This window comes from Pseudonocardia oceanicola (assembly GCF_047200735.1).
Taxonomy (GTDB): domain Bacteria; phylum Actinomycetota; class Actinomycetes; order Mycobacteriales; family Pseudonocardiaceae; genus Pseudonocardia.
In genome coordinates this window covers 57,551-77,980 of the sequence record NZ_JBJZON010000018.1, presented here as the reverse complement: position 1 = coordinate 77,980, position 20,430 = coordinate 57,551, and the positions used below count along the sequence as shown (strand labels likewise).

At 71.3% G+C, this 20,430-nt stretch carries 21 protein-coding genes; 3 read left to right on the top strand and 18 right to left on the bottom strand.

Annotated elements, in window-relative coordinates; translation table 11 throughout:
* Positions 1–18: 18 nt before the first annotated feature.
* From ACL02T_RS23370 to ACL02T_RS23345, 6 genes are read right to left on the bottom strand one after another with little or no spacing between them, the layout of a single operon-like run.
* Positions 19–879 (bottom strand): enoyl-CoA hydratase/isomerase family protein, encoded by an 861-nt coding sequence (locus ACL02T_RS23370; RefSeq protein ID WP_412832887.1) that lies wholly within the window; start codon positions 877–879, stop codon positions 19–21.
* A 30-nt stretch (positions 880–909) separates the two neighbouring features.
* Entirely contained in the window at positions 910–1,917 is a 1,008-nt protein-coding gene (locus tag ACL02T_RS23365; protein WP_412832886.1) for a branched-chain amino acid ABC transporter permease, read from the bottom strand.
* Positions 1,914–2,786 carry a branched-chain amino acid ABC transporter permease gene (locus ACL02T_RS23360; RefSeq protein ID WP_412832885.1) on the bottom strand — a complete coding sequence of 291 codons (873 nt, stop codon included), beginning with the start codon at positions 2,784–2,786 and terminating at the stop codon, positions 1,914–1,916. Before ACL02T_RS23360 ends, ACL02T_RS23365 begins: the two co-directional genes overlap by 4 nt.
* On the bottom strand, positions 2,783–3,553 hold the full coding sequence (locus ACL02T_RS23355) for an ABC transporter ATP-binding protein (protein WP_412832884.1): 771 nt from the start codon (positions 3,551–3,553) through the stop codon (positions 2,783–2,785). The genes ACL02T_RS23360 and ACL02T_RS23355 overlap by 4 nt, the downstream gene beginning before the upstream one ends.
* Positions 3,550–4,296 (bottom strand): ABC transporter ATP-binding protein, encoded by a 747-nt coding sequence (locus ACL02T_RS23350; RefSeq protein WP_412832883.1) that lies wholly within the window; start codon positions 4,294–4,296, stop codon positions 3,550–3,552. The genes ACL02T_RS23355 and ACL02T_RS23350 overlap by 4 nt, the downstream gene beginning before the upstream one ends.
* Positions 4,293–5,531 carry an amino acid ABC transporter substrate-binding protein gene (locus tag ACL02T_RS23345; RefSeq protein WP_412832882.1) on the bottom strand — a complete coding sequence of 413 codons (1,239 nt, stop codon included), beginning with the start codon at positions 5,529–5,531 and terminating at the stop codon, positions 4,293–4,295. Before ACL02T_RS23345 ends, ACL02T_RS23350 begins: the two co-directional genes overlap by 4 nt.
* A gap of 225 nt (positions 5,532–5,756) precedes the next feature.
* Here ACL02T_RS23345 and ACL02T_RS23340 point away from each other — a divergent pair, with 225 nt between their 5' ends.
* Positions 5,757–6,422, top strand: a complete 666-nt coding sequence (locus ACL02T_RS23340) for a helix-turn-helix domain-containing protein (RefSeq protein WP_412832881.1) — start codon at positions 5,757–5,759, stop codon at positions 6,420–6,422.
* A 533-nt stretch (positions 6,423–6,955) separates the two neighbouring features.
* On the opposite strand, the gene ACL02T_RS23335 is transcribed toward ACL02T_RS23340, so the two are convergent.
* The 4 genes from ACL02T_RS23335 to ACL02T_RS23320 form a co-directional block, all read right to left on the bottom strand.
* Positions 6,956–7,609 carry a 3-oxoacid CoA-transferase subunit B gene (locus ACL02T_RS23335; RefSeq protein WP_412832880.1) on the bottom strand — a complete coding sequence of 218 codons (654 nt, stop codon included), beginning with the start codon at positions 7,607–7,609 and terminating at the stop codon, positions 6,956–6,958.
* A complete protein-coding gene (locus ACL02T_RS23330) occupies positions 7,606–8,358 on the bottom strand; it encodes a CoA transferase subunit A (protein WP_412832879.1) in 753 nt (250 codons plus the stop codon). The genes ACL02T_RS23335 and ACL02T_RS23330 overlap by 4 nt, the downstream gene beginning before the upstream one ends.
* Before the next feature lie 62 nt (positions 8,359–8,420).
* Entirely contained in the window at positions 8,421–9,356 is a 936-nt protein-coding gene (locus ACL02T_RS23325) for a hydroxymethylglutaryl-CoA lyase (protein WP_412832878.1), read from the bottom strand.
* Between the two features lie 2 nt (positions 9,357–9,358).
* Positions 9,359–9,535, bottom strand: coding sequence for a hypothetical protein (locus ACL02T_RS23320; protein WP_412832877.1), 177 nt, complete (start codon positions 9,533–9,535; stop codon positions 9,359–9,361).
* A 333-nt stretch (positions 9,536–9,868) separates the two neighbouring features.
* On the opposite strand from ACL02T_RS23320, the gene ACL02T_RS23315 reads away from it, so the two are divergent.
* Positions 9,869–10,183: a BMC domain-containing protein gene (locus ACL02T_RS23315; RefSeq protein ID WP_412832876.1), complete on the top strand. Its 315-nt coding sequence runs from the start codon at positions 9,869–9,871 to the stop codon at positions 10,181–10,183.
* Between the two features lie 120 nt (positions 10,184–10,303).
* Here ACL02T_RS23315 and ACL02T_RS23310 read toward each other — a convergent pair whose 3' ends face one another.
* From ACL02T_RS23310 to ACL02T_RS23275, 8 genes are all read right to left on the bottom strand, one after another.
* A complete protein-coding gene (locus ACL02T_RS23310) occupies positions 10,304–12,610 on the bottom strand; it encodes a helix-turn-helix domain-containing protein (RefSeq protein ID WP_412832875.1) in 2,307 nt (768 codons plus the stop codon).
* A 57-nt stretch (positions 12,611–12,667) separates the two neighbouring features.
* Positions 12,668–13,702 carry an alcohol dehydrogenase catalytic domain-containing protein gene (locus tag ACL02T_RS23305; RefSeq protein WP_412832874.1) on the bottom strand — a complete coding sequence of 345 codons (1,035 nt, stop codon included), beginning with the start codon at positions 13,700–13,702 and terminating at the stop codon, positions 12,668–12,670.
* Between the two features lie 64 nt (positions 13,703–13,766).
* Complete coding sequence (locus ACL02T_RS23300; protein WP_412832873.1) at positions 13,767–14,687, bottom strand: malate dehydrogenase; 921 nt, start codon at positions 14,685–14,687, stop codon at positions 13,767–13,769.
* A gap of 491 nt (positions 14,688–15,178) precedes the next feature.
* On the bottom strand, positions 15,179–15,820 hold the full coding sequence (locus ACL02T_RS23295) for a BMC domain-containing protein (RefSeq protein WP_412832872.1): 642 nt from the start codon (positions 15,818–15,820) through the stop codon (positions 15,179–15,181).
* Positions 15,817–16,845: an ethanolamine utilization protein EutJ gene (eutJ, locus tag ACL02T_RS23290; RefSeq protein ID WP_412832871.1), complete on the bottom strand. Its 1,029-nt coding sequence runs from the start codon at positions 16,843–16,845 to the stop codon at positions 15,817–15,819. Before eutJ ends, ACL02T_RS23295 begins: the two co-directional genes overlap by 4 nt.
* Positions 16,845–18,233 (bottom strand): aldehyde dehydrogenase family protein, encoded by a 1,389-nt coding sequence (locus ACL02T_RS23285; RefSeq protein ID WP_412832870.1) that lies wholly within the window; start codon positions 18,231–18,233, stop codon positions 16,845–16,847. Before ACL02T_RS23285 ends, eutJ begins: the two co-directional genes overlap by 1 nt.
* A gap of 117 nt (positions 18,234–18,350) precedes the next feature.
* A complete protein-coding gene (locus ACL02T_RS23280; RefSeq protein ID WP_412832869.1) occupies positions 18,351–18,674 on the bottom strand; it encodes a BMC domain-containing protein in 324 nt (107 codons plus the stop codon).
* A gap of 152 nt (positions 18,675–18,826) precedes the next feature.
* Positions 18,827–19,120, bottom strand: coding sequence for a EutN/CcmL family microcompartment protein (locus ACL02T_RS23275; RefSeq protein ID WP_412832868.1), 294 nt, complete (start codon positions 19,118–19,120; stop codon positions 18,827–18,829).
* A 305-nt stretch (positions 19,121–19,425) separates the two neighbouring features.
* On the opposite strand from ACL02T_RS23275, the gene ACL02T_RS23270 reads away from it, so the two are divergent.
* Entirely contained in the window at positions 19,426–20,430 is a 1,005-nt protein-coding gene (locus tag ACL02T_RS23270; RefSeq protein ID WP_412832867.1) for a DUF7064 domain-containing protein, read from the top strand.

Sequence of the window (20,430 nt, the reverse complement as noted above, 5' to 3'; positions counted from 1 at the left end):
ACGGCTCCTCGGGTCGGGCTAGTCGAACGGCAGCGTGCGACCTTCGCGGACGTAGTCGCCGCGGGAGGCGATGTGCTCGCGGGAGTGCACGGCTCGGCCCTTGGCCAGGTGACCGAACATCTGGATGCCGAAGCCGCCGTCGAGGTCGTCGGCGATCCGCTGCTTCCACGGCCTGCGGATGATCTGCGTGGTCAGCCGCCGGATGGTGCGCGGCTGGGCCATGATGTGATCCGCGATCCGGTAGGCCCGGTCCACGAGCTGGTCTGCCGGCAGCACCTCGTTGACCATGCCGTAGGCCAGGGCGGTCTTCGCGTCGATGGACTGGCCGGTCAGCATCGCGTAGGCGGCCCGCTTGACGCCGAGGAGCTCCTCGAAGCAGCTGTGGATGCCGTCGCCGGGCACCGAGCTGATGCCGTAGTGCAGGTCGTAGATGCGCGCCTGCTCACTGCACAGCGTGAGATCGCACATCAGCAGGATCTCCGAGTGGAAGCCGGGGCCGTTCACCAGCCCGATCGTCGGGATCTCCAGGTCGTTGACCAGCGAGCTGACATTGATCCGGCCGTCCTTGTAGGCGTACTCGTAGGCCCAGTGCGCGACGTCGTCCTGCTCGAGCTCGAAGCCCTCCGGGTCGGAGTCCATCATGAACTCATCGCCCGAGCCGGTGAGGATCAGCAGCTCGTTCTCCGGGTCGGCGCCAACGATCTTGAGGAACTGGCCGAGCGCCCGGTGGTTCTGCACGCTGAGCTGGATGGGACCGCCCTTGGTGTGTGCCCGGGCGAGCAGCACGCCGTCGTCGCGGCGGTCGAGGGTAAAGAAGTCCGCGAACGTCTCCTGGTACTCCTCGAAACGGGGAGTGGGCAGAAACTCCTGCAGGGACATGACGTGCACCTTTCGGTTGGGTCGAACGGGTCAGACGCCGAAGCGGCGGCCGCGCGCCTTCGTGACGAGTCCCGCGATGCCACGGGGCAGCAGCAGCACGACCACGACGAGCACGGCGCCGAAGATCAGCTGGTTCCATGCACCGTCGACGGTGGCCAGGAGCTGCTGGAGTACGAGCTGCGTGACGATGGCGCCCAACGCCGGTCCCCACCAGGTGCCTTTGCCGCCGATCACCGCGGCCACGACGACCGCCAGGGACACCTGGAAGTCGAAGGCGCCCGTGGGTTCGAGGAACAGCAGCTGGGCGGCGAAGAAGCAGCCGACGGCGCCGGACAGCGCGGCTCCCACCACGAAGGCGGTGAGCTTGACACGCAGAGTCGGGACACCGAGGACCTCTGCGGCGTCCTCGTCCTCCTTCACGGCGGTGAGCGCGCTGAACCAGCGGGTGCGCTCGACCACCCAACAGCACAGCGTCGCGACCACGGCGAGGCCGAGGAAGAGCAGGCAGAACAGCCGGACCGCACTCTCCAGCGACTCGGTCGGGCTCTGCAGGGACAGGCCCTCCGCGCCGCCGGTGATGCTCAGGGCCAGCGCGAGCTGCTGCATGGCCAGGGTCAGCACGAACGTCGCCACCGCGAAGTAGTCCCCGCGCAGCCGGAACCCCGGCACCCCGACCAACAGCCCGACCACAGCGGCGAGCAGCGCGGCGGCCGGCAGCGTCCATAGCGGACCGATGCCGGTGTTCGTGCTGATGATGGCAGTGGTGTAGGCCCCGACGCCAAGGAACATCGCGCTGCCGAAGTTCAGGTAGCCGGCGTAGCCGCCCAGCAGGTTCCACGCGGAACTCAGCGCCACGTACATCAGGACCGCGCCGACGATCTTGATCGCCGCGAGATCGGGCGACAGCAGTGCCCAGGGCACCACCACCACCCCGAGCCCTACCCCGATGGTCTCCGCCGGCTTGCCGATCCGGCGCCTAGGGCGGGCCGGCTCGACCGCCTGCGGCCGGTCGACCGGGCTGACCTGCGGGGCGCTCACAGCGCACGCTCCCGCACGCTGGCGAGGCCGCCGCCACGGACGACCATCGCCACCAGCAACAACCCGTACACCACGATAGACACCCAGGTCAGAGGCAGCAGGTAGTTGAACACCGCCTGGCCGATGCCGAGCGCGAGCCCACCCACCAGGGCACCCCGCACCCCACCGGTCCCACCGACCAGGACCACGATGAACGCGTAGGTCAGCCACACCGTCTGGGTCGCGACCGAGAAGGGGACGACGGTCGCGAGCAGTGCCCCGGAGGACCCGGCGACCGCCGTGGCCGCCCCGAAGACCAGCGTCGCGTAGCGCTCGACGGGCACGCCCAGGATGCGGGCGGCGTCAGGGTGCTGCGCGAGGGCCTGCACAGCCCGCCCGGTCGTGCTCCACCGCAGATAGGAACCCACGACCACGAGCAGCACGGCCGCGCCCAGCCCGGCCACCAGATAGTCCGATGGCACGAGGATCCCGCCGAGCCGGACGCTTGCGTTCGAGTAGTCCGCGCTCAACGTCCGGATGTCCCCAGACCAGAACTGGGCCGTCGCCGCCTGCAGCAGGGTCATCGCTCCGAACAGGACCAGCAGGCCGGACTCCGCCGACACGGCCTGGGCTCGCCGGACCAGCCCGGCGTGCAGGAGGCAGCCCACGGCGAAGAACGCAGGGAGCGCGACCAGTGCCGAGACCAGCGGGCTCAGCCCGAGCGCGTTGTGCAGCTGGTAGGCGAGCACACTGCCGCCCAGCACGGCCATGCCGTGGGTCAGGTTGAGGACCTTGAGCACGCCGAGGGACAGCGTCATGCCCAGCCCGGCGAGGGTGTAGACGAGCCCGAGCAACAGCCCGAGCACGAGGACCTGCAGCACGCTGGTCATGCGGCACCTCCGGTAGACCGCCCGGGACCGACCGCGAGCCATTCGTGCACCAGCGCGTCGAGGTTCCCGTCGAACGAGGTCGCGGAGCCGGACCGGTCGACCCGGCCGGACCGCAGAACGTGAACGCTGTCGGCAATACCGAGGGCGGCCCGGACGTCCTGGTCCACGAGGACCACCGTCCGGCCTTCGCCGCGCAGCGCCTGTAGCTCCCTATACATCACCGTTGCCACCGCGGGCGCCACGCCCGCGGACGGCTCGTCGATCAGCAGCACGGAGGGGTCGGGCACCAGGGCGCGGGCCAGCTCGAGGATCCGCTGCTGGCCCCCGGAGAGGCTGCCCGCCGGCGCGGTGCGCTTGGCCGCCAGCGCCGGGTACCGGTCGTACATCGCCGCGACGGCGCGGGCGGCGCGCGAACGCGACCGGCGGATCGGCCAGCCGCCCAGGACGAGGTTGTCGTGAACCGACAGGGCCGGGAAGACCGAGTGCCCCTGGGGCAGGTAGCTCACGCCCAGCCCGCTGCGCAGGTGGGCCGGCGCCGCGGCGACGTCCTGCTCCCCGGCCTCGGTGCGCAGCAGCACCCGGCCGCGCGAGGGTGGCAGGAGACCGGCCAGCACGCGCAGGGCGGTCGACTTGCCCGAGCCGTTCGGCCCGATGATCACGGAAACCTCGCCTGGCTCGGGTCGCAGGGTCAGCCCGCGCAGGATCGGCTGACCAGGGAAGTACTCGGCGTCGACGTCATCGAGCTGCAGGGTGGCGGTGGCGGTCACCGGTCCACCCCCTCGAGCGGGGTGCCCAGGTACGCGTCGATGACGGCCGGGAGCCGGCAGACCTCGTCCGGGTCCCCCTCGGCCAGCACCTGGCCCCCCGCCATGCAGAGGAACCGGTGCGACAGTCGGACGAGGTCCGGGATCTCGTGGCTGACCACGAGGAACGCGGTGCCGCGGGTGTCCGCGGCGGCCGCGATCTGCTCGTGCAGGGTCGCCTTGACGTGCGGGTGGACCCCGGCGAACGGCTCGTCCATGAGGACAACCGTGGGCCGGTGCACCATTGCCCGCACGAACTCGACGAGCTTCTGCTGGCCGCCAGAGAGCTCGTGCGCGACGCGCTCGGCGAAGGCCCCCAGCCCGACGAGCTCCAGCCACCGGTCGACCTCGCCCGCGAGCCCGCGCAAACCCTCGCGCCCGGTCCGGTGCGCTACCGAGACCAGCAGGTTCTCCCGCACCGTGAGGCTCCGGAAGACCCGGGCGTTCTGGAAGGTGCGGGCCACGCCGCGCGCCGCGACCGCGTGGGCGGGGCGACGGGTCGTCTCCACCCCCCCGACACGGATCGTCCCCGACTGGGCGCGATGCACGCCAGTGACGAGGTTGACCAGCGTGGTCTTGCCCGAGCCGTTCGGCCCGATGACGCCGAGGATGGTGCCGGGCGCGACCGCGAGGCTGACCCCGCGGACGGCCTGGATCCCGCCGAACCGGCGCTTGACGCCGATCACCTCGAGAGCGGACGCGGTCACGGGGCCGCCGCCGTCGTCCGGAGCCCGGTCTGGGCGACGTCCTTCGGCCAGACGGGGGTCACCTCGCCGTCTACTGTCTGCAGCAGTACCTGGCGGTAGGATGCAGTCCCGTTGGGCTCGAACCTGATCGGCCCGACGACCGTCTCGAAGGTGTGCGAGTACGCGAAGTCCTTGATCTTCTCCTGGTCGAGCGTCCCCGCGCCCTGGACCGCCTGCTCCAGAATCTGGAGCGAGGCGAACGCGACGGCCGAATAGGCAGGGATCACGGTCTCGCCCCGGCCCTGCGAGATCCGCACGAGCGCGTCGGTGCCGGGGAAGTTCTGCGAGGGCCACGAGCCGGTCCCGCCGACCACGCCCTCGGTGGCAGGCCCGAGGTCCTTCCAGCTCGGCAGGGTGATGACCTGCGATCCACAGGCACACACGAGCTTCGGCTGGTAGCCGACTGTGCGGGTGGCCTTGAGGATCGTCGTCGTGTCCTCCGGCAGCCCAAGGACCAGGAACAGGTCCGCGCCCGAGGCCTTCGCCTTACCCACCACCCCGGTGAAGTCACCGGTCTCGGCGTTGTAGGTCTCGTCGAACACCACGCTCATCCCCGCGTCGAGCGCGTAAGCCCGGGCGCCGCCCACCCCGTCGTGCCCGTCGCGGACGTCGAGGGTGAACGGGTTGTTGTTGGTCAGGATGGCGACCGTCTTCGGGCGGGACTGCTCGGGGAGTTCGGCGACCGCCGAGAACATGCCCTTCGTGTAGTCCTGGGGCTGGTAGGGGTACGCGGTGAGCATGCGGCCGCCCGCCGCGTCGCTCAGACCGGTGTCCGGGAAGCCGCCGTTGAACATCAACTTTCCCGAGGACTTGACGATCGGTACCACCGCCGCGCCGACGAAGGTCGAGTACGGGGCGAGGACCAGGTCGACCTGGTCCTTGGTGAGCAGGGTCTGGTACTGGGTCGCGGCTCCCGCCGCGGTGCTGGAGTCGTTCTTGATGTCCATCTCGACCTTGCGGCCGAGCAGGCCACCCCGTGCGTTGACGTCTTCCGCCCAAGCGTCATAGATCGCGTGGTACTCCGCCGCCGGAGCGGCGAGCGACCCGGTCAGGCCCAGGGACCCGCCGATGCGGATCGGACCATCCCCGCCGTCAGGACCGGTCGCGGAGCATCCCGCGACGAGTGCGCACGCCGTGAGGAGGACGGCGAGCAGCGAGCGGGTAGGGAGCAGTTGACTGTCTGTCGTCCTTGACATTGTCGCCTCGTTTCAGCCGGGCAAGCACGTTGGCTGACGGTGGATCAGGAACCAGATCGTGCAGTAACGTACACGCATGTGCAGTGAACGTGTCAACATGTCCGCGGTAGCGAACGATCCAGCCTTCCCGGCCCTGTCCGGTCTGGCCATGTGTCGGAAGGGGCTAGAGTCGGTCCGCAGCAGCGGGCACCCCGTTCACCAGACTGCACAGCGAGGATGGAACCGGTGAGCGCTTCACCGAAGAGTCACGAGTCGGATCTCGGCCGGCGACTGCGCCAGCTGCGCAGCGCCCGCGGCCTCTCGGTGCGCGAGCTCGCCCGGCGGGCGGGCTGCTCGGCCAGCCTGGTGTCGCAAGTCGAACGCGGGCTCACCACCCCGTCCGCTGGGGTCGTCTACTCACTGGCCAACGAGCTGGGCATCTCGCTGGACCTGCTCTTCGGGTCCGAGGAGCTACTGCCCGAGGACCTGCCGGCCCAGCCTGGTGGTGTCGAGCCGGCCCCCTACCCCTTCGGTGGGGGGAGCTGGGGCCGCGCCGAGGGCGACCGCGGCCTTGGCATCCTGCAACGCGCCGGTGAGCGGCACACGATCGAGCTGTCCACGGGGGTGCGGTGGGAGCGGCTGACCCCCCGGCACGACAGCCGTGTCGACTTTCTCGACGTGGTCTACGAGCCCCACGGCCGGTCGTCGGACAACGACCGCGCAGTGCGCCACGACGGCCGCGAGTACCTGCGGGTGTTGGAGGGCGAGATCGAGGCTGTCATCGGCTTTGAGACGCTGCAGCTCGCCGAAGGTGACTCGCTGGCGTTCGACCCGACCGTCCCCCACCTGTACCGCAACCCGACCCCCCGAACCGCGCGCTGCCTGTCCGTGGTGGTCCACGACCAGCACTGACGGTCCGCGCCACGTGCTGTCTCACCTCCCGAGGTGACGTCACCCTGCTTCCGGCGGTGCAGGCTGATTGGGAGGTTGCGGAGCGGGGTCATGACCTGTGGGGCGTTGCTGGTGTAGGTGCGGGAGGCGTCTTCGGTGAAGGTGACGTCGCGGGCCCAGTGCAGGCCGTTCTGGATCTGCCAGTGCCCGCGGATCCAGGCGGCGAGCTCGTCGGGGCGGGCGTGGGGGACTCGATCCCGGTGGCGATCGTGACGACCTGGAGTGCGCGGATCTCCCGGCGACCGTGGGTGTTCTCGACACTACGGTGACCGACTTCGACATCGCGCCAGGGCAGGTCGGCGAGCTGTCGGTGCACAGTGGGCTGGTTGCCCTTGACCGTGAGCACCCAGTGCGGCCCACGGGCGTGCAGGGTCTGCACGTGTTCTCGCTGGGTGTGCAGGGCGTCCGCGGTGATGCCCGCCCCGGACGGGTCCAGGCCGGTCACGCCGTCGAGCCGCGGCGCGAACCTGGCGATCTCAGGTCCTTCACGGTCATCACCGGATCCCCTGCTCGCCGATGGCCACGCGCAGTGGGGCGTCGGTCGCCTCCCGGACGTCGTCTTCGGTGACTCCCGGCGCGGTCTCGACGAGGACGAGTCCGTCGTCGGTGACGTCGATGACGGCGAGATCGGTGATGATCCGGTTGACCACGCCCAAGCCGGTGTAGGGCAGCGTGTTCTCGCTCAGGATCTTCGGCGAGCCGTCCTTGGCGGTGTGCTCCATGAGGACGATGACCCGCCGCGCCCCGTGGACGAGGTCCATGGCCCCGCCCATGCCTTTGATCATCTTGCCGGGGACGGCCCAGTTGGACAGGTCGCCTCGCTCGGAGACCTGCATGGCGCCCAGGACCGCGACGTCGAGATGGCGGCCGCGGATGATGCCGAACGACAGCGCGGAGTCGAAGTAGGACGCTCCGGGCCGAACGGTGACGGTCTCCTTGCCGGCGTTGATCAGGTCCGGGTCGACGGCGTCCGGCGTCGGGTAGGGGCCGGTGCCGAGGATGCCGTTCTCGCTGTGCAGCACGACGTGGACGTCGTCAGGCAGGAAGCCGGGGATGAGGGTGGGCAACCCGATGCCGAGGTTGACGTATTCGCCGTCGCGCAGCTCGGCGGCAGCGCGGGCGGCCATCTGCTGTCGGGTCGGGCTCATCGGGTCACCTCGGTGATGGTGGTCTTCTCGATGCGCTTCTCCACGTCGGGGGCGTGCACGACGTGCTGGACGAACACCCCGGGCAGGTGGATCTCGGCGGGGTCGAGCTCGCCGGGCTCGACGAGTTCTTGTACTTCGGCGATCGTGACGCGCCCGGCCATGGCGCACAGTGGGTTGAAGTTCTGCGCGGTCTTCTCGAACACGAGGTTGCCGTGCCGGTCGCCCTTCGCCGCGGCGACAAGCGCGAAATCGGTGACGATGGCTTCCTCCAGCACATGAGTGACACCGGCGAACTCGCGCTGTTCCTTGGCCGGGGAGGCGACGGCAACGGAGCCGTCGGGGGCGTAGCGCCACGGCAGCCCGCCGTCGGCGATCTGGCTGCCGACCCCGGCGGGGGTGAAGAACGCGGGGATACCGCAGCCGCCTGCGCGCAGCCGTTCGGCGAGGGTGCCCTGCGGGCAGAGCTCGACCTCGAGCTCCCCGGAGAGGTACTGGCGGGCGAACTCCTTGTTCTCCCCGACGTAGGAGCCGGTGACGCGGCTGATCCGGCGGTCGCCGAGAAGGATGCCCAGGCCCCAATCGTCGACCCCGCAGTTGTTGGACACCACTCGCAGGTCCGTCACACCGCAGCGGTGTAGGCCGGCGATGAGGGTGGAGGGAATTCCGCAGAGGCCGAACCCTCCCACGGCGAGGGTGGCGCCGTCGGCGATGTCGACCAACGCCTCCTCGGTTGAGATCACCTTGTCCATACCGAAGCTCTCCTCGGAACTCGAGACGGGAAGCCGGAAAGGCCGGGACGGGGACGCGGCAGTCAGCCGGCGAGCGCCTGGACGGTGCGCGCCGGGCTCGGACGACCGAGCTCGCCGGCGAGCCAGACACTGGCCTCGACGACCTTGCGTAGGTCCACGCCGGTGTCGATGCCGAGCCCGTCGAGCTGCCAGAGCAGGTCCTCGGTGGCGAGGTTGCCGGTCGCGCTCTTGGCGAACGGGCAGCCGCCCAGCCCGCCGGCCGAGGCATCGACGGTGGTCACGCCCCGTCGCAGGGCCGCAACGGTGTTGGCGAGGGCCTGTCCGTAGGTGTCGTGGAAGTGCACGGCGATCCGGCCGATCTCGATCCCGTCCGCGGTCAGGGCGTCGAGCAGCGCGGTGACTCGGCCGGGGGTGGCGACTCCGATGGTGTCGCCGAGGCTCAGCTCGGTGCAGCCCATTCCCAGCAGGCGCCGGGCGACCGGCACGACTTGGTGCGGGTCGACCTGTCCCTCCCAGGGGTCGCCGAAGCACATCGACAGGTAGCCGCGGACCTGCATGCCGTCCGCGCGGGCCGCGTCGACGACGGGGGCGAACATCTCCAGGGACTCGGCGACGCTTCGGTTGAGGTTCCGGCGGGCGAAGCTCTCGGTGACGCTGGCGAACACGGCGATGTCCTGGACCCCGAGCGACCGTGCTCGGGCCAGGCCCCGTTCGTTGGGCACCAGCACGGGGTAGCGCACCCCGGGCCGGGTCGACAGGCGCTTCAACAGGCGTTCGGCGTCGGCCAGCTGCGGCACCCACTGCGGGTTGACGAAGCTGGTGGTCTCGACCACGGTGTTCCCGGCCTCGGCGAGCCGCTCGACGAACTCGGCCTTCACCTCGACCGGCAGGATCGCCTTCTCGTTCTGCAGCCCGTCCCGGGGGCCGACCTCCCAGATCCGGACCTGCTCGGGCAGGCCGTCGAGGTGCGTCGTTCCGTAGTTGTGGAGCTCGCTCATGCTCATGCCGCCGTGTGCGGCCGGCGGCGCAGGTTGAACGGGTCGGGCCGGTGAGGCCGGCGACGGGCGATCCGCGGCGGGCGGCCCGCACAAGGGTCGCAGAGCGGATGCTTGTCGGGCGGGGGGACGTCCCAGATGCAGACGGTGCCGCACCGGTCGCACAGCAGGACGAAGCTCACGCGCACCACCTCGGGCAGGTAGAACCCCCGCAGTGGGTTGTGCGGGGACGGGCTGTGTCCCGAGCGGCCGCAGATCCTTGGCCGGATGGCCTGGCCGACGCCTGCACAGTCGGACGACATCCGGCTCTTCAGCTGCTCAGCGGGTGCCAATCGGTACCGCTCGGTGTGGCGACCCTCCCCCACGACCGGCGCACTGGCCCATCTCCGGAAGGGACAACAGCGCCTGTGGTGCTTATCCAACCGGGACAGCGTCGTGTGTGCCGCAGCGCACTACCTTCGGGGCGGATGGCGGACGTGGAGGTCCGCTCTGACGCGGTCCACGGAAGGAAAGCCATGGCAGAGGACAGGCGGGCCGGCGGCGCCCTGGGGTTCATCGAGACCAAGGGGCTGGTCGGCGCGATCGAGGCCGCCGACGCGATGGTCAAGGCCGCCAACGTTCAGGTCGAGGGCTACCGCACGCTGCGCAACGGCCAGGTGTCGGTGCTCGTCCGCGGCGACGTGGGTGCGGTGAAGGCGGCCGTGGACGCCGGCCGAGCGGCGGCCTCGCAGGTGGGCGAGCTGTACGCCAGCCACACCATTCCTCGCCCGCACGGGGAGACCGAGGGTGTCCTCGAGGAGGCAGTCGTCCCGATCGCGCCCGGAGAGTAGGGCCGTCGGCTGAACGGGGAGGGCGTGACACCGCGGTGTAAGCCGCGTGTCACGCCCTCGACTGGCTCGTCAGAGGTACCCCTCGGCCGGTCAGGGCGGGGCACCAAGTGGTTGAGCCGATCAGCTCGGCCCCGGTCGTTCGCCCAGGAGTCCGCCGTCCGGGGTGCCCTCGGGCTGGACGCTCTGGTTGACCTGCAGCAGGCGCAGAGCGAAGTCCGCGCGCATGCGGTCCTCGTGACGGCTCAGGTCGAGACCGGTGAGCTGGCGGATCCGCTCGAGCCGGTAGCGCAGCGTCTTGTGGTGGACGAACAGCCGTTCCGCGGCGACCCGCTGGGAACAGTCGGCATCGAAGAACGCGCGCAGAGTGCGAATCAGCGAACCGTCGTTGTCGCGGTCGTAGGCGACGAGCGGGCCCGTGACCTCGTCGATGAAGGTCTGCAGATCCGGGTCGTCGCCGGAGCCGAGCAGGAGCCGGACGATGCCGAGCTCCTCGTAGAGGAACACGCTCTCCCCACCGAGCCGCTTCGCGGCCGACAACGCCGTGCGGGCCTCGTTGAGAGCGCTGGGCAGCTCGACGACATCGTGGTGCTCGCGGCTGATGCCCCAGGTGAGCCGAAGCTGTGGCCACTCCTGGTGCACGGCGGCGGAGTAGGCGTTGACCAGGTCCTTGGCGCCGAGCCGATCGAGGTCGGCGGCGATCGCCACGAGCAGATCGCCCCGCAAGCTGGCCAAGGCCAGCTCACGCCCCTCGAGAGTCCGGACGGTGCGCAGGACCTGCCGACGGACCCGGTCGGTCTGGGAGGTGTCCCAGCCGTTCTCGGAGGCGAGGCCCTCGATGTTGTCGATGCGCCCGTGCAGCACCCGCAGCCCTCCGGTGAGGGTGACGTTGAGCTGTTGTGCACGGGTCCGGGCCGCCAGGCGGTGCTCGACGGGGCCTTGGAGGAGGTCCCACAGGACCTGCTCGGTGGCCTCGGCGCGGGCCCGGCTTGCGGCACGCTCCCGCAGCAGCGCCAGGGAGCAGGCCATCGCGACCTGGGTGGCGACGGCCTCCATCATCTCGTTCGACTGGTTGCCCTGCGCCAGCAGGACGTGTCCGATCTGGTCGCCGTCGGCATAGACGGGGCGGGCCCAGATCTTCTGGTCGTGGGTGACCGCGCCGGGTCGCCCACCGCCGGGAACGGCCGGCACTGTCGGCGGGAGCGACGAGACCAGGCGGCGGCCGCTGTGCGAGGCGATGGGCGCGCCGTCAGGTCCGTAGACCCCGACCTCACAGTTGAGCTCGGTGGCGACGGTGCGGGTGACCGCCGGCAGGCCGCCGCCTTCGATGACGGTGCTGAGCAGGTCCTTCTGCAGGCGGGAGCTTCGGTCGAGGATCGCGACCTGCTGTTGGAGGGCGTCACGGGCCCTGGCGCTCTCGGTGGCGGCGGCGGCCTGCTCATCGTAGAGGCGGGCGTTGTCGATGGCGATCGTGGCGAAGTCGGCGAGGGTCACCATGCGCCGCACGTCGCGTTCGGTGAACATGGAAGCCCGGCGTCGCCAGACCTCGAGGACCCCGATGAACTCACCCTGCAGGCGCAGCGGTACGGCCAGCGCCGAGCGTGTCTCCTCCTTGGCGGCCAACGACATGAAGTCCTGGCTGATGGTCTCGTCCTCCAGGTAGGAGTCGACCTTGGCCGGCTCCCCGGTGAGGAACACCAGACCGGCCACGCCTTGGCCGCGGTGCATCCGCAGCCGTGCGGTCTCCGACGCCCGATTGCCCACGATGGCCCGCATCCGGACGACGTCGTCCTCGCGGAGCATGACGCCGCAGATGTCGGAGTCGAGCAGACGCAGGGTGCGCTCGGCGATCGAGTGCAGCAACCGGTCGACATCGCGGACCGACAGCAGCTGCCGCGACACGTCGCGGATCGCCTCGGCCTCGGCGGTGGCTTCGTCGACCTCGCCGCGGGCGGACTGACCCGACAGCTGCAGGCTCAGCCACACACAGGCCTGGCGAAGCAGCCGCCGGGCCCGGGGCGCGAGCCGCGCTTCGGGATCCCAGCACAGTGCCACCGGCCCTGGCCCGCAGGCGACGAGGCCGGACCGGTCGATGGCCGCCCCGGCCGGGGGCGGACCGTTGCGGGGCAGCCCGGCCAGCCCGGTGCCGGCGCCGGCGAGCACGGTCCATCGCTGGTCGGTCCAGCCGGCCACGGTGACCGGGGTGCCGGTCAGGAGCGAGGCGTGGGTCGCGAGGTCCTCGGCCGCGGAGGTGAAGTCCCCGGGGACGGTGAGCAGCAGGCTGAGAACCCCACGCTCGACACCGTCGGCCGCGCTGTGGACGGTTCCGTTGGCGGGGTCGCCAGCCGTCCCGTCGCCGGTGCGGTCGGCCGTACCGGCCGCGTTCTCGGGCTGGTCGGCGAGGGTCGCCTCGCCGTTGTCGGCTGGCATGCTCACCTCCCGGCGTCGGGCTCTGACCGCGTGGATCGCACTTGCTCCGAGCGTGGGCTAGATCGCGATCAGGGACTTGAGGGTACGGCGCTCGGCCATCCGCCGGTACGCCTCGGGTGCGGCATCGAGCGGCACGGTCTCCGAGACCACGACGGTGGGGGCGATGGCCCCGGAGCGTACGAGCGCCACCAGCTCCTCGCCGTCGCGCATCAGGTTGCCGATGGCGAAGCGCAACGTGAGCTCGTCGGCGAACGCGCAGTCGACGGGCATCGGCCAGGACGAGTCGGTGTGCACGCCCACGGAGACGATGCTGCCGCGCCGCCGGACCAGGGAGAACGCGGTCTCCAGACCGCGTGGGCCGCCGATGCCGTCGATCACGGCGTCGGCACCGCGACCGTCGGTGAGCTGTTCGACGACCTCCCGCGCGGTTCCGGGTTCGGTGGTCACCGCGCCCTCCCGACCGGCGAGGGACCGCCGGGGCTCGACCGGCTCGACGACCACGACGACGCCGACGCCGCAGGCCTGCGCGGCGAGGCTGGTCAGCTGCCCGACCGGGCCGCCACCGATCACCACGACCGTGTCACCGGGGCGCAGCTCCGCGCGGCGGACGGCGGCGTAGCCGGTCGCGAGGGTGTCGCCAAGGAACACCGCGGCATCCAGGCCGATTCCCGCCGGGACGGGGCGCAGGACGGTGTCGGCGAACGGCACCCGCACCAGCTCGGCCTGGGCGCCGGCCAGCGGTGGCCCGAACGAGGCGCCGGTGCCGAAGAATCGCCGCTCGCTGCACTCCCAGTGGTCTCCACGTCGACACCACCAGCAGGTGCCGCACGCGGTGAAGTCCGCGCCCACGACGAGGTCGCCGACGCGGTGCCCGCTGACCGCGGGCCCGATCTCCACGACCTCGCCGACGAACTCGTGCCCGAGCACGGTGCCGCGCGGCACGTGCTCGGCGTGCGCCACGGTGTGCAGGTCGGTGCCGCACACCGCAGCGCGCCGGACCCGCACGATCGCGTCACCGGGGTCGGTGATCAGCGGCTCGTCGATCGACTCGACCCGCACGGCCCCGTCGCCCGCGAACAGCACCGCCTTCATCGCCGTCCTCTCCCCCGGCCTGTCGTCGGCCGGACCAGTTGCCTGAGCTCCCGGGTCGAGTCCATCAGGAGGCCTCGGCGAGCTGCCCGAGCCGCTCCCTGATCCGGTCGGCCGCCTCGCGTAGCGCCGCGAGCTCGTCCGGACGCAGGTCCAGCTGGACGATCTCGCGGACCCCTCCCCGCCCGAGGCGGGCGGGCAGCCCCACATAGACGTCGCGGATGCCGTAGCTGCCGTCGGCCAGGACCGCCGCGGGCATGACCTCGCCGCTGTCGGCGACCATCGCCAGCACCATGCGGGCCGCGGACATGCCCGGCGCCATGAACGCGCTGCCGGACCTCAGCAGGCCGACCACCTCCGCACCCGACCCGCGAGCCCGGTTGACGATCGCGTCGAGGTCGGCCGTCGGGATCGCCGCGGTGAGCGGGCGCCCGGCGGCAGTGGCATGCGACAACGGGATGACCATCTCCTCGCCATGGCTGCCCAAGGCCCACGCGTGGATCTGGTCGGCGCGGGCGACCCCGGTCAGCGCCGCCAACGCCTGGAAGCGGGCGGTGTCGAGGACACCCGCCATGCCCAGGACGCGCTCGGCGGGGAACCCCGAGGCGGCCCAGGCGTGCTGGGTCATCTCGTCGAGCGGATTGGTGACCACGACGATCACCGCCTGCGGCGAGGTCGCGGCCACCCTCCGGGCCACGTCACCGACGATGGCAGCGTTCGTGCTGATCAGGTCCGAGCGGCTCATCCCCGGCTGGCGGGGCCGCCCCGCGGTGATGATCACGTAGTCGGCGGGGCCGGCGGCCTCGACGGACCCGACGCCGCGGACCCGAGTGGCGAACCCGCTCAGCGCCGCGGTGTGGGTGAGGTCGAGGGCGACCCCGCCGGCGCGGCCCTCGTCGATGTCGACCAGGACGACCTCGTCGAAGACGTCGGCGTCGGCCAGCCGCATGGCGGCGATCATGCCGACGTTGCCGGCGCCGACCACCACGACCCGTCCGATGGCCTGCCGGCCACTCGCGACAGGACGCGGCGAGGAGGCTCCACCCGGGCGCACTTCGGCCGGAAGTGGGGCTCCACGCCGGTACAGTGCTCCCGAGGGCGGACGGATCGGGCGTGGCGCCGTGCCGAGCCGGGCAGCTACAGCGGCCGGGTTCGGGGTCGGCCCGGCCGGTGAGGGCCGAGGCGTGGTGGGAGCGGGCTGCGGCTGGGGCACCGACGCGATGGGGCGGCCGGGAGCGGGTGCCGGTGGAGGCGGTGCTCCACCGGCACCCGCGGGGCCCGCGGCCGCCGACCCGGCCGCGGCAGGAGACGACGACGCCGAAGCTGCCGGCCGTGGAGATCCGACCACGATCTCCACCTTCAGCTCCCGCGCGCGTTCCCGCGCCAGGGGTGTGACCACGTCCCGCGCACCGATGTAGATCGTTCCGCCCGAGTCCGCGCCGGTGACGGCCGCGTCGACCGCAGATGCCCCCCATACCGTCATCGCTTGTCCTCCCGCCCGTGCATGCCCTCCAGCGCGGCGACCGCGGCGTCGCGGGCGGTCTGCACCTCGCTCTCGCTGCCGGAGAGGAACATCCGGCCGAACCGGCCGACGGCGCGCAGCTCGATCACGGTGATGTTCGCGGCCTTCTCGGCTTCGTTGGCCGCCACGGAGATGTAGGCCGCCGGCGCGACCTCCATGACGAACAGGCTCTGCCCGGGCATGAGCATCGAGCCCTTGCGCCACTTGTTGAGCAGCTGCGCCTGGTAGGGGTGGACGTTGGTGATGAACTGCGTCGAGGCGATGCTCGGCTTGATCCGGTCGCTCTCGGTCATCCCGAGCTCGTCGAGGATGGCCTGCCCGGAGGCCAGGACCTCGGCCTGCTGCTCGGAGTGGATCTCCAGCAGACCGAACTCGCGCTCGATGATCTGCAGCGCCGGACGCACCCCGGCCGCCTTGAGGGCGATGTCCGCGGCGCGGAAGACCTCGTTGCCCGGCGCCATCTCGATGTAGAGCTCTGCCATACCGGCGATCGGGACGTCACCGGGGCTGGTGGCGGCGATGTGCGCGGCGCACTGCGGCTGCATCCGGTCGACGAACGCGTAGGTCCGCAGGGTCGGCGTCGCCTTGGGCGCGGTCATGCCGCCGACCTCGCGATCCCGATCGGGGTGATCAACAGGGGGTGCGGATAGGTCACGACGGTTCGCTCCAGGTACTTGGCCAGCACGTCACCCGCGCCGGCGATCATCAATGCGCCGCCTGCGAGATGCAGGGGCAGCTCCTCGTCGCCGGTGGTCAGCGCGCGCACGTTCTCGGCGATGCGCTGCAGCCCGGGCACGAGCAGCGGGAAGGACTCACGCGGGTAGGTCCGCTTGTAGGGTTCGGCGTCCTCGAGCGGGATGCCCATCGCCCCGGCGAGCATCAGGTCCAGGTGATGGCCTCCGCCGGGCCGGTCGTCGAGCTTGACCAGCTCACCGTCGCGGAACACCCCGACGCCTGTGGAGCCGCCGCCGACGTCGACCACCACCCCGTCGCGCACCTCGAGGGTGCGCTGGGCGGCCGTGACCTCGTCGACCAGCACGACCTCGTCGAAGCCGGCGGACTCGCACACGTAGGTGCAGGCGCGGGCGTCCTTGACCGGGATGCAGGGCGGGTAGGCGGTGGCCGCGGAGGCGAGCTCGACACCGAGCGCCTGCTCGGCGGTCTCCTTGAGGCGGCGGACGGTGGCGGTGGCCTTGGCGAAGTCGACCACGACCCCGTCGCGCAGCGCACCGGAGGCGTAGCTGTCCACCCACACTGGCCGCTCGCGACCGGCGTCATCGGTGGCGAGTACCACCAGGACGCAGCTGGCGGTGCCCAGGTCGACCCCGACCCGCAGCGCTGTCGAGGCCCTGACCAGTTCTTGCCAGTGCGCGATCTCCCCGGCGGCGCCGCCGGCGAGGTCGCTCCGACCGTGACCGGCCACGACCTGCGCCACCTCGGCCGCCTGGGCGAGCAGCTCCTCCGGCCCGCGACCGGGCCCGGTCTCGGTCGGTCCCTCCGCTGCGGCTTGGAGATCCACTGCGCGCGGTTCCTGCTTCTGCGTGGCCTGCTTCTCCCGGGCCTGCTTCTGCGCGAGATCGGAGCGCCGGCGGCGGGGCCGGGTGGCCGAGGTGGCGGGCGGCATTACAGCTCCACCGGGTCGTACACGGTCCGCCAGGGCCGGACCTCGTGCGCGATCCGCTTGATGTTGACCAGGTGCAGCGGGGTGACGTTGTCCGAGCAGATCGACCCGCTCCAGGTGCCGGTGCCGAGCTGGAAGGACGGGTCGACGTCGGTCGAATAGCCCATGCCGCCGAACAGCGCCGGAGTGTTGATCACGATGCGGCCGACCGGGAGGGCGCCGAACGGAGCGATCTCCTCCGGGTCCGCGGCGTGCACCGCGGTGGTGTGGCCCTCGCCGTCGAGGGCCAGGATCTCCCGGCAGCGCTTCCAGCCCGCTGCGGCATCGGGCACCCGGTACACCGACAGCACGGGGCCGAGGATCTCCCGCGACAGGGGGGTGTCGACCCCGACCGAATCGAGCTCGCAGGCCAGCACCCGCGTCGAGGACGGCACAGCGAACCCGGACAGCTCGGCGAGCTTGATCGCGGTCTGCCCCACCGTCGCAGGGCGCATCGCGCCCCGCTCGTCGAACAGCACACGCGCCAGGGCGGCCTGCTGCGGCGCGTTCATCCAGTACGCACCCCGGGCCTCGAACGCGGCCAGGAAGGCGGGAGCGACCTCGTCGACGACCACGACGGACTGCTCGGCGACGCAGGCGGTGCCGTTGTCGAACGACTTCGACGTGATGATCATTTCGGCGGCCTCGGCCGGGTCCGGCACGCTGGCGCCGACGTAGGCCGGGACGTTCCCGGCGCCGACGGCGATCGTCGGCTTGCCCGAGGAGTACGCGGCACGAACCATGCCGGGTCCGCCGGTGGCCAGCACCAGCGCGATCTCCTCGCGGCGCATCAGCTCCTGGGTCGCGGGCAGGGTCGGGTTCTCCAGGCAGGAGATCAACCCCTCCGGAGCTCCGGCGGCGACCGCGGCCTCGGCCATGATCTCCGCCGCGCGCAGGGTGCACTTCGCCGCTCGGGGGTGCGGGGCGTGAACGATGGCGTTGCCGGACTTGACCGCAGCGAGGCTCTTGAACAGCGCCGTCGAGGTCGGGTTGGTGACCGGGATGATTCCGGCGATCACCCCCATCGGGGAGCCGACGGCGGTGACGCGGGAGTCGTCGTCGACCCACAGCACGCCCACAGCGCGCCGCTCGAGCATCCACTTGGCGACGAAGCCGGTGTTGTAGCGGTTCTTGTAGATCTTGTGTTCGTCGACGCCGTAGCCGGTCTCGTCGACGGCCAGGCGGGCGAGCTCCTCGGCGGCCTTGGTCCCGGCCAGCGCCATGGCCCGCACGTAGCGGTCGAGGGTCCCCTGATCGGTTCCCTCGAGCGCGGCGAAGGCGCGGCGCGCGGCGCGGGCCTTGGCCCGCACGTCGGCCAGGCCGGCCAGATCAGCATCTAATGCGGCGGTCATCTCCACACCTCAGGTCAGAAGGAAGGACGGCACCGGGCTCCGCCCGCCGGTGCGCATCCGGCCGCCGCCGCGGCTGGGTCGGTGGCGACCGGGGGTTCGGCGGGCGGACCCGCGTCCTCAGCCCTTCGGGCGGGTCAGGACCGCGAGGATGCCCTCGGTCTCGTCGTGCGGACGCGGAATGACGTGCACGGAGACGACTTCGCCGGCCTTCTCCGCGGCCACCGCGCCGGCGTCCGTCGCGGCCTTCACCGCGCCGACGTCACCACGGACCATCACCGTCACCAGGCCGCCGCCGATCTCGCGGTGCCCGACGACCTGCACGTTCGCAGCCTTGACCATGGCGTCGGCGGCTTCGACCGCCCCGACCAGGCCTTTGGTCTCGATCAGGCCCAGCGCCCCGCGCAGTGCGGGCGCTCCGTTGGCACCGGTAGTCGCAGCCATGTCTTCCTCCCTGTGGTTCGCCCCGTCCTCGACGGGGCCTGGGTTGTCTGTCTCGTTGGTGAGCTTCTGCGCGGACGCTGGTGCAGGCCCGGGTGCCGGGCCGGCCGGGGACGGCCGGCGCCCGCGACCCCGCGAAGTCCCACTCGTGGTGCTCATGTCTTGCGGTAGCTGACGGTGCCCGCCCGGATGACCGTGTCGGCGATCGCGATCACGGCTCGGTCGGTGGGGATCTCCGCGCCGGCAGCGACGCGCGCGGCTCCTCCTGTGGCGACCAGGACGACCTCGCCGACACCGGCACCCACCACGTCGACCGCCACGTACGCGGGGCCGCGGGTCTGTTCGGGGTCTGCACCCGATGCGTCCTGGACCAGGAGCAGGGTGAAACGCTCCAGCCCTGGCTCCTTGACCGTCGAGACGACCTGGCCCAGCACCTTGGCCAGCTGCATGCCCGGGCCACCTCCGTTGGTCGACTGCGCGGTGCGTGTCGCCTTCTTGTGAGGCGGACCACCGCTGGCCGGGACACTAAGGCGGCTCACCTGGCCTCGGCGCTATCCAGTACGGACAACGTCAAGGGGTTCCGTTGTCCTTGGGCGTACTGTTCCGCTGCTGGTCCACCGGTCAGTGTTCGTGACACAAGGCACAGCCCTGCTCCCGGGACGATCCCCTGCTCGCGCGGTGGGCTCGCCCAGATCCACCGAGTACGAGCGGCCGGCGCCGGGAGCAGGTGCATTCAACCCGAGGAGGTTCATCGGTGATCCGTCCTGAGGACGCGCAGTTCCACCCCCCGACCAGCGACGACCCGCTGTGGGCGGAGACCAACTACTTCGGCCTCTACGCCGGTCAGGACACCGACCGGCCGATGAACATCGGCGTCTACGGGCTCTTCCGCGAGCCGCTCGGCGTGGTGGGCTCCACCGTCTCGGTCAACAGCCGCCGCGTGAGCATGCCGTGGGCGGCCGACTACTGGGACGCCTGGGAGCACCTGGTCGTCCCCCAGCCGGCGAACCTGCTGGACTACGAGCTGGCCAACGGGCTGAAGGTCGTGTGCTCCGAGCCGAACAAGGTCTGGGACGTCTCCTACTCCGACCCGGCCGCCGACCTCGAGCTGAGGTTCCGCTACGCGGCGCTGATGGAGCCCTACGACATCAACGACCCGGACATGGACCCCATGGCCGCCGCTCGGGACATGAGCAAGACCTGGGGACACGCCTACGCCGGGCACTTCGACCAGACCGGGCACTTCGAGGGCGAGATCAGGCTGCGCGGGGTGACCACCCCCATCGACTGCGTCTCGACGATGGACCACAGCTGGGGTGTGCGGGCCGAGCGCCAGACATCGCGGCTGAGCTGGATGCACGCCCACGTCTCCCCCGACCTGGCGGTGCACGGCCTGTTCGACTTCAGCACCGACAACGGCCCGGACGGGCCCTCGCCGATCACGCTGACGCACGGCTACGTGCTCGACCACGGCAAGGTGCACGGACTCAAGGCCGGCAGCGGAGTGACCCAACGGGCGGGGCTCTACCCCGAGCGCATCCAGTTCACGGTCACGGACTCCACCGACCGCACCTGGGAGGCCGAGGGCCAGGCCCTGACGACCTTCCCGTGGCAGTCCCAGCCCGGTGTGGTCGGGCACAACAGCCTGCTGCGCTGGACCGTCGACGGCCAGACCGGGTACGGCGAGTGCATGGACTTCGTCGGGATGGGTGAGCTCGGCGCGGTGTACGACCGAGTCCACAGCGGGACCAGTGTGTGA

What these genes read in the sequence shown, in the direction of transcription:
- ACL02T_RS23345 (WP_412832882.1), bottom strand. Translation starts at nt 5,531, where the DNA reads ATGTCAAGGACGACAGACAGTCAACTGCTCCCTACCCGCTCGCTGCTC.
- eutJ (WP_412832871.1), bottom strand. Translation starts at nt 16,845, where the DNA reads ATGCCGCCCGCCACCTCGGCCACCCGGCCCCGCCGCCGGCGCTCCGAT.
- ACL02T_RS23330 (WP_412832879.1), bottom strand. Translation starts at nt 8,358, where the DNA reads ATGGACAAGGTGATCTCAACCGAGGAGGCGTTGGTCGACATCGCCGAC.
- ACL02T_RS23285 (WP_412832870.1), bottom strand. Translation starts at nt 18,233, where the DNA reads ATGACCGCCGCATTAGATGCTGATCTGGCCGGCCTGGCCGACGTGCGG.
- ACL02T_RS23310 (WP_412832875.1), bottom strand. Translation starts at nt 12,610, where the DNA reads ATGCCAGCCGACAACGGCGAGGCGACCCTCGCCGACCAGCCCGAGAAC.
- ACL02T_RS23315 (WP_412832876.1), top strand. Translation starts at nt 9,869, where the DNA reads ATGGCAGAGGACAGGCGGGCCGGCGGCGCCCTGGGGTTCATCGAGACC.
- ACL02T_RS23280 (WP_412832869.1), bottom strand. Translation starts at nt 18,674, where the DNA reads ATGGCTGCGACTACCGGTGCCAACGGAGCGCCCGCACTGCGCGGGGCG.
- ACL02T_RS23295 (WP_412832872.1), bottom strand. Translation starts at nt 15,820, where the DNA reads ATGACCGCGCCCAAGGCGACGCCGACCCTGCGGACCTACGCGTTCGTC.
- ACL02T_RS23335 (WP_412832880.1), bottom strand. Translation starts at nt 7,609, where the DNA reads ATGAGCCCGACCCGACAGCAGATGGCCGCCCGCGCTGCCGCCGAGCTG.
- ACL02T_RS23275 (WP_412832868.1), bottom strand. Translation starts at nt 19,120, where the DNA reads ATGCAGCTGGCCAAGGTGCTGGGCCAGGTCGTCTCGACGGTCAAGGAG.
- ACL02T_RS23370 (WP_412832887.1), bottom strand. Translation starts at nt 879, where the DNA reads ATGTCCCTGCAGGAGTTTCTGCCCACTCCCCGTTTCGAGGAGTACCAG.
- ACL02T_RS23325 (WP_412832878.1), bottom strand. Translation starts at nt 9,356, where the DNA reads ATGAGCGAGCTCCACAACTACGGAACGACGCACCTCGACGGCCTGCCC.
- ACL02T_RS23360 (WP_412832885.1), bottom strand. Translation starts at nt 2,786, where the DNA reads ATGACCAGCGTGCTGCAGGTCCTCGTGCTCGGGCTGTTGCTCGGGCTC.
- ACL02T_RS23305 (WP_412832874.1), bottom strand. Translation starts at nt 13,702, where the DNA reads ATGAAGGCGGTGCTGTTCGCGGGCGACGGGGCCGTGCGGGTCGAGTCG.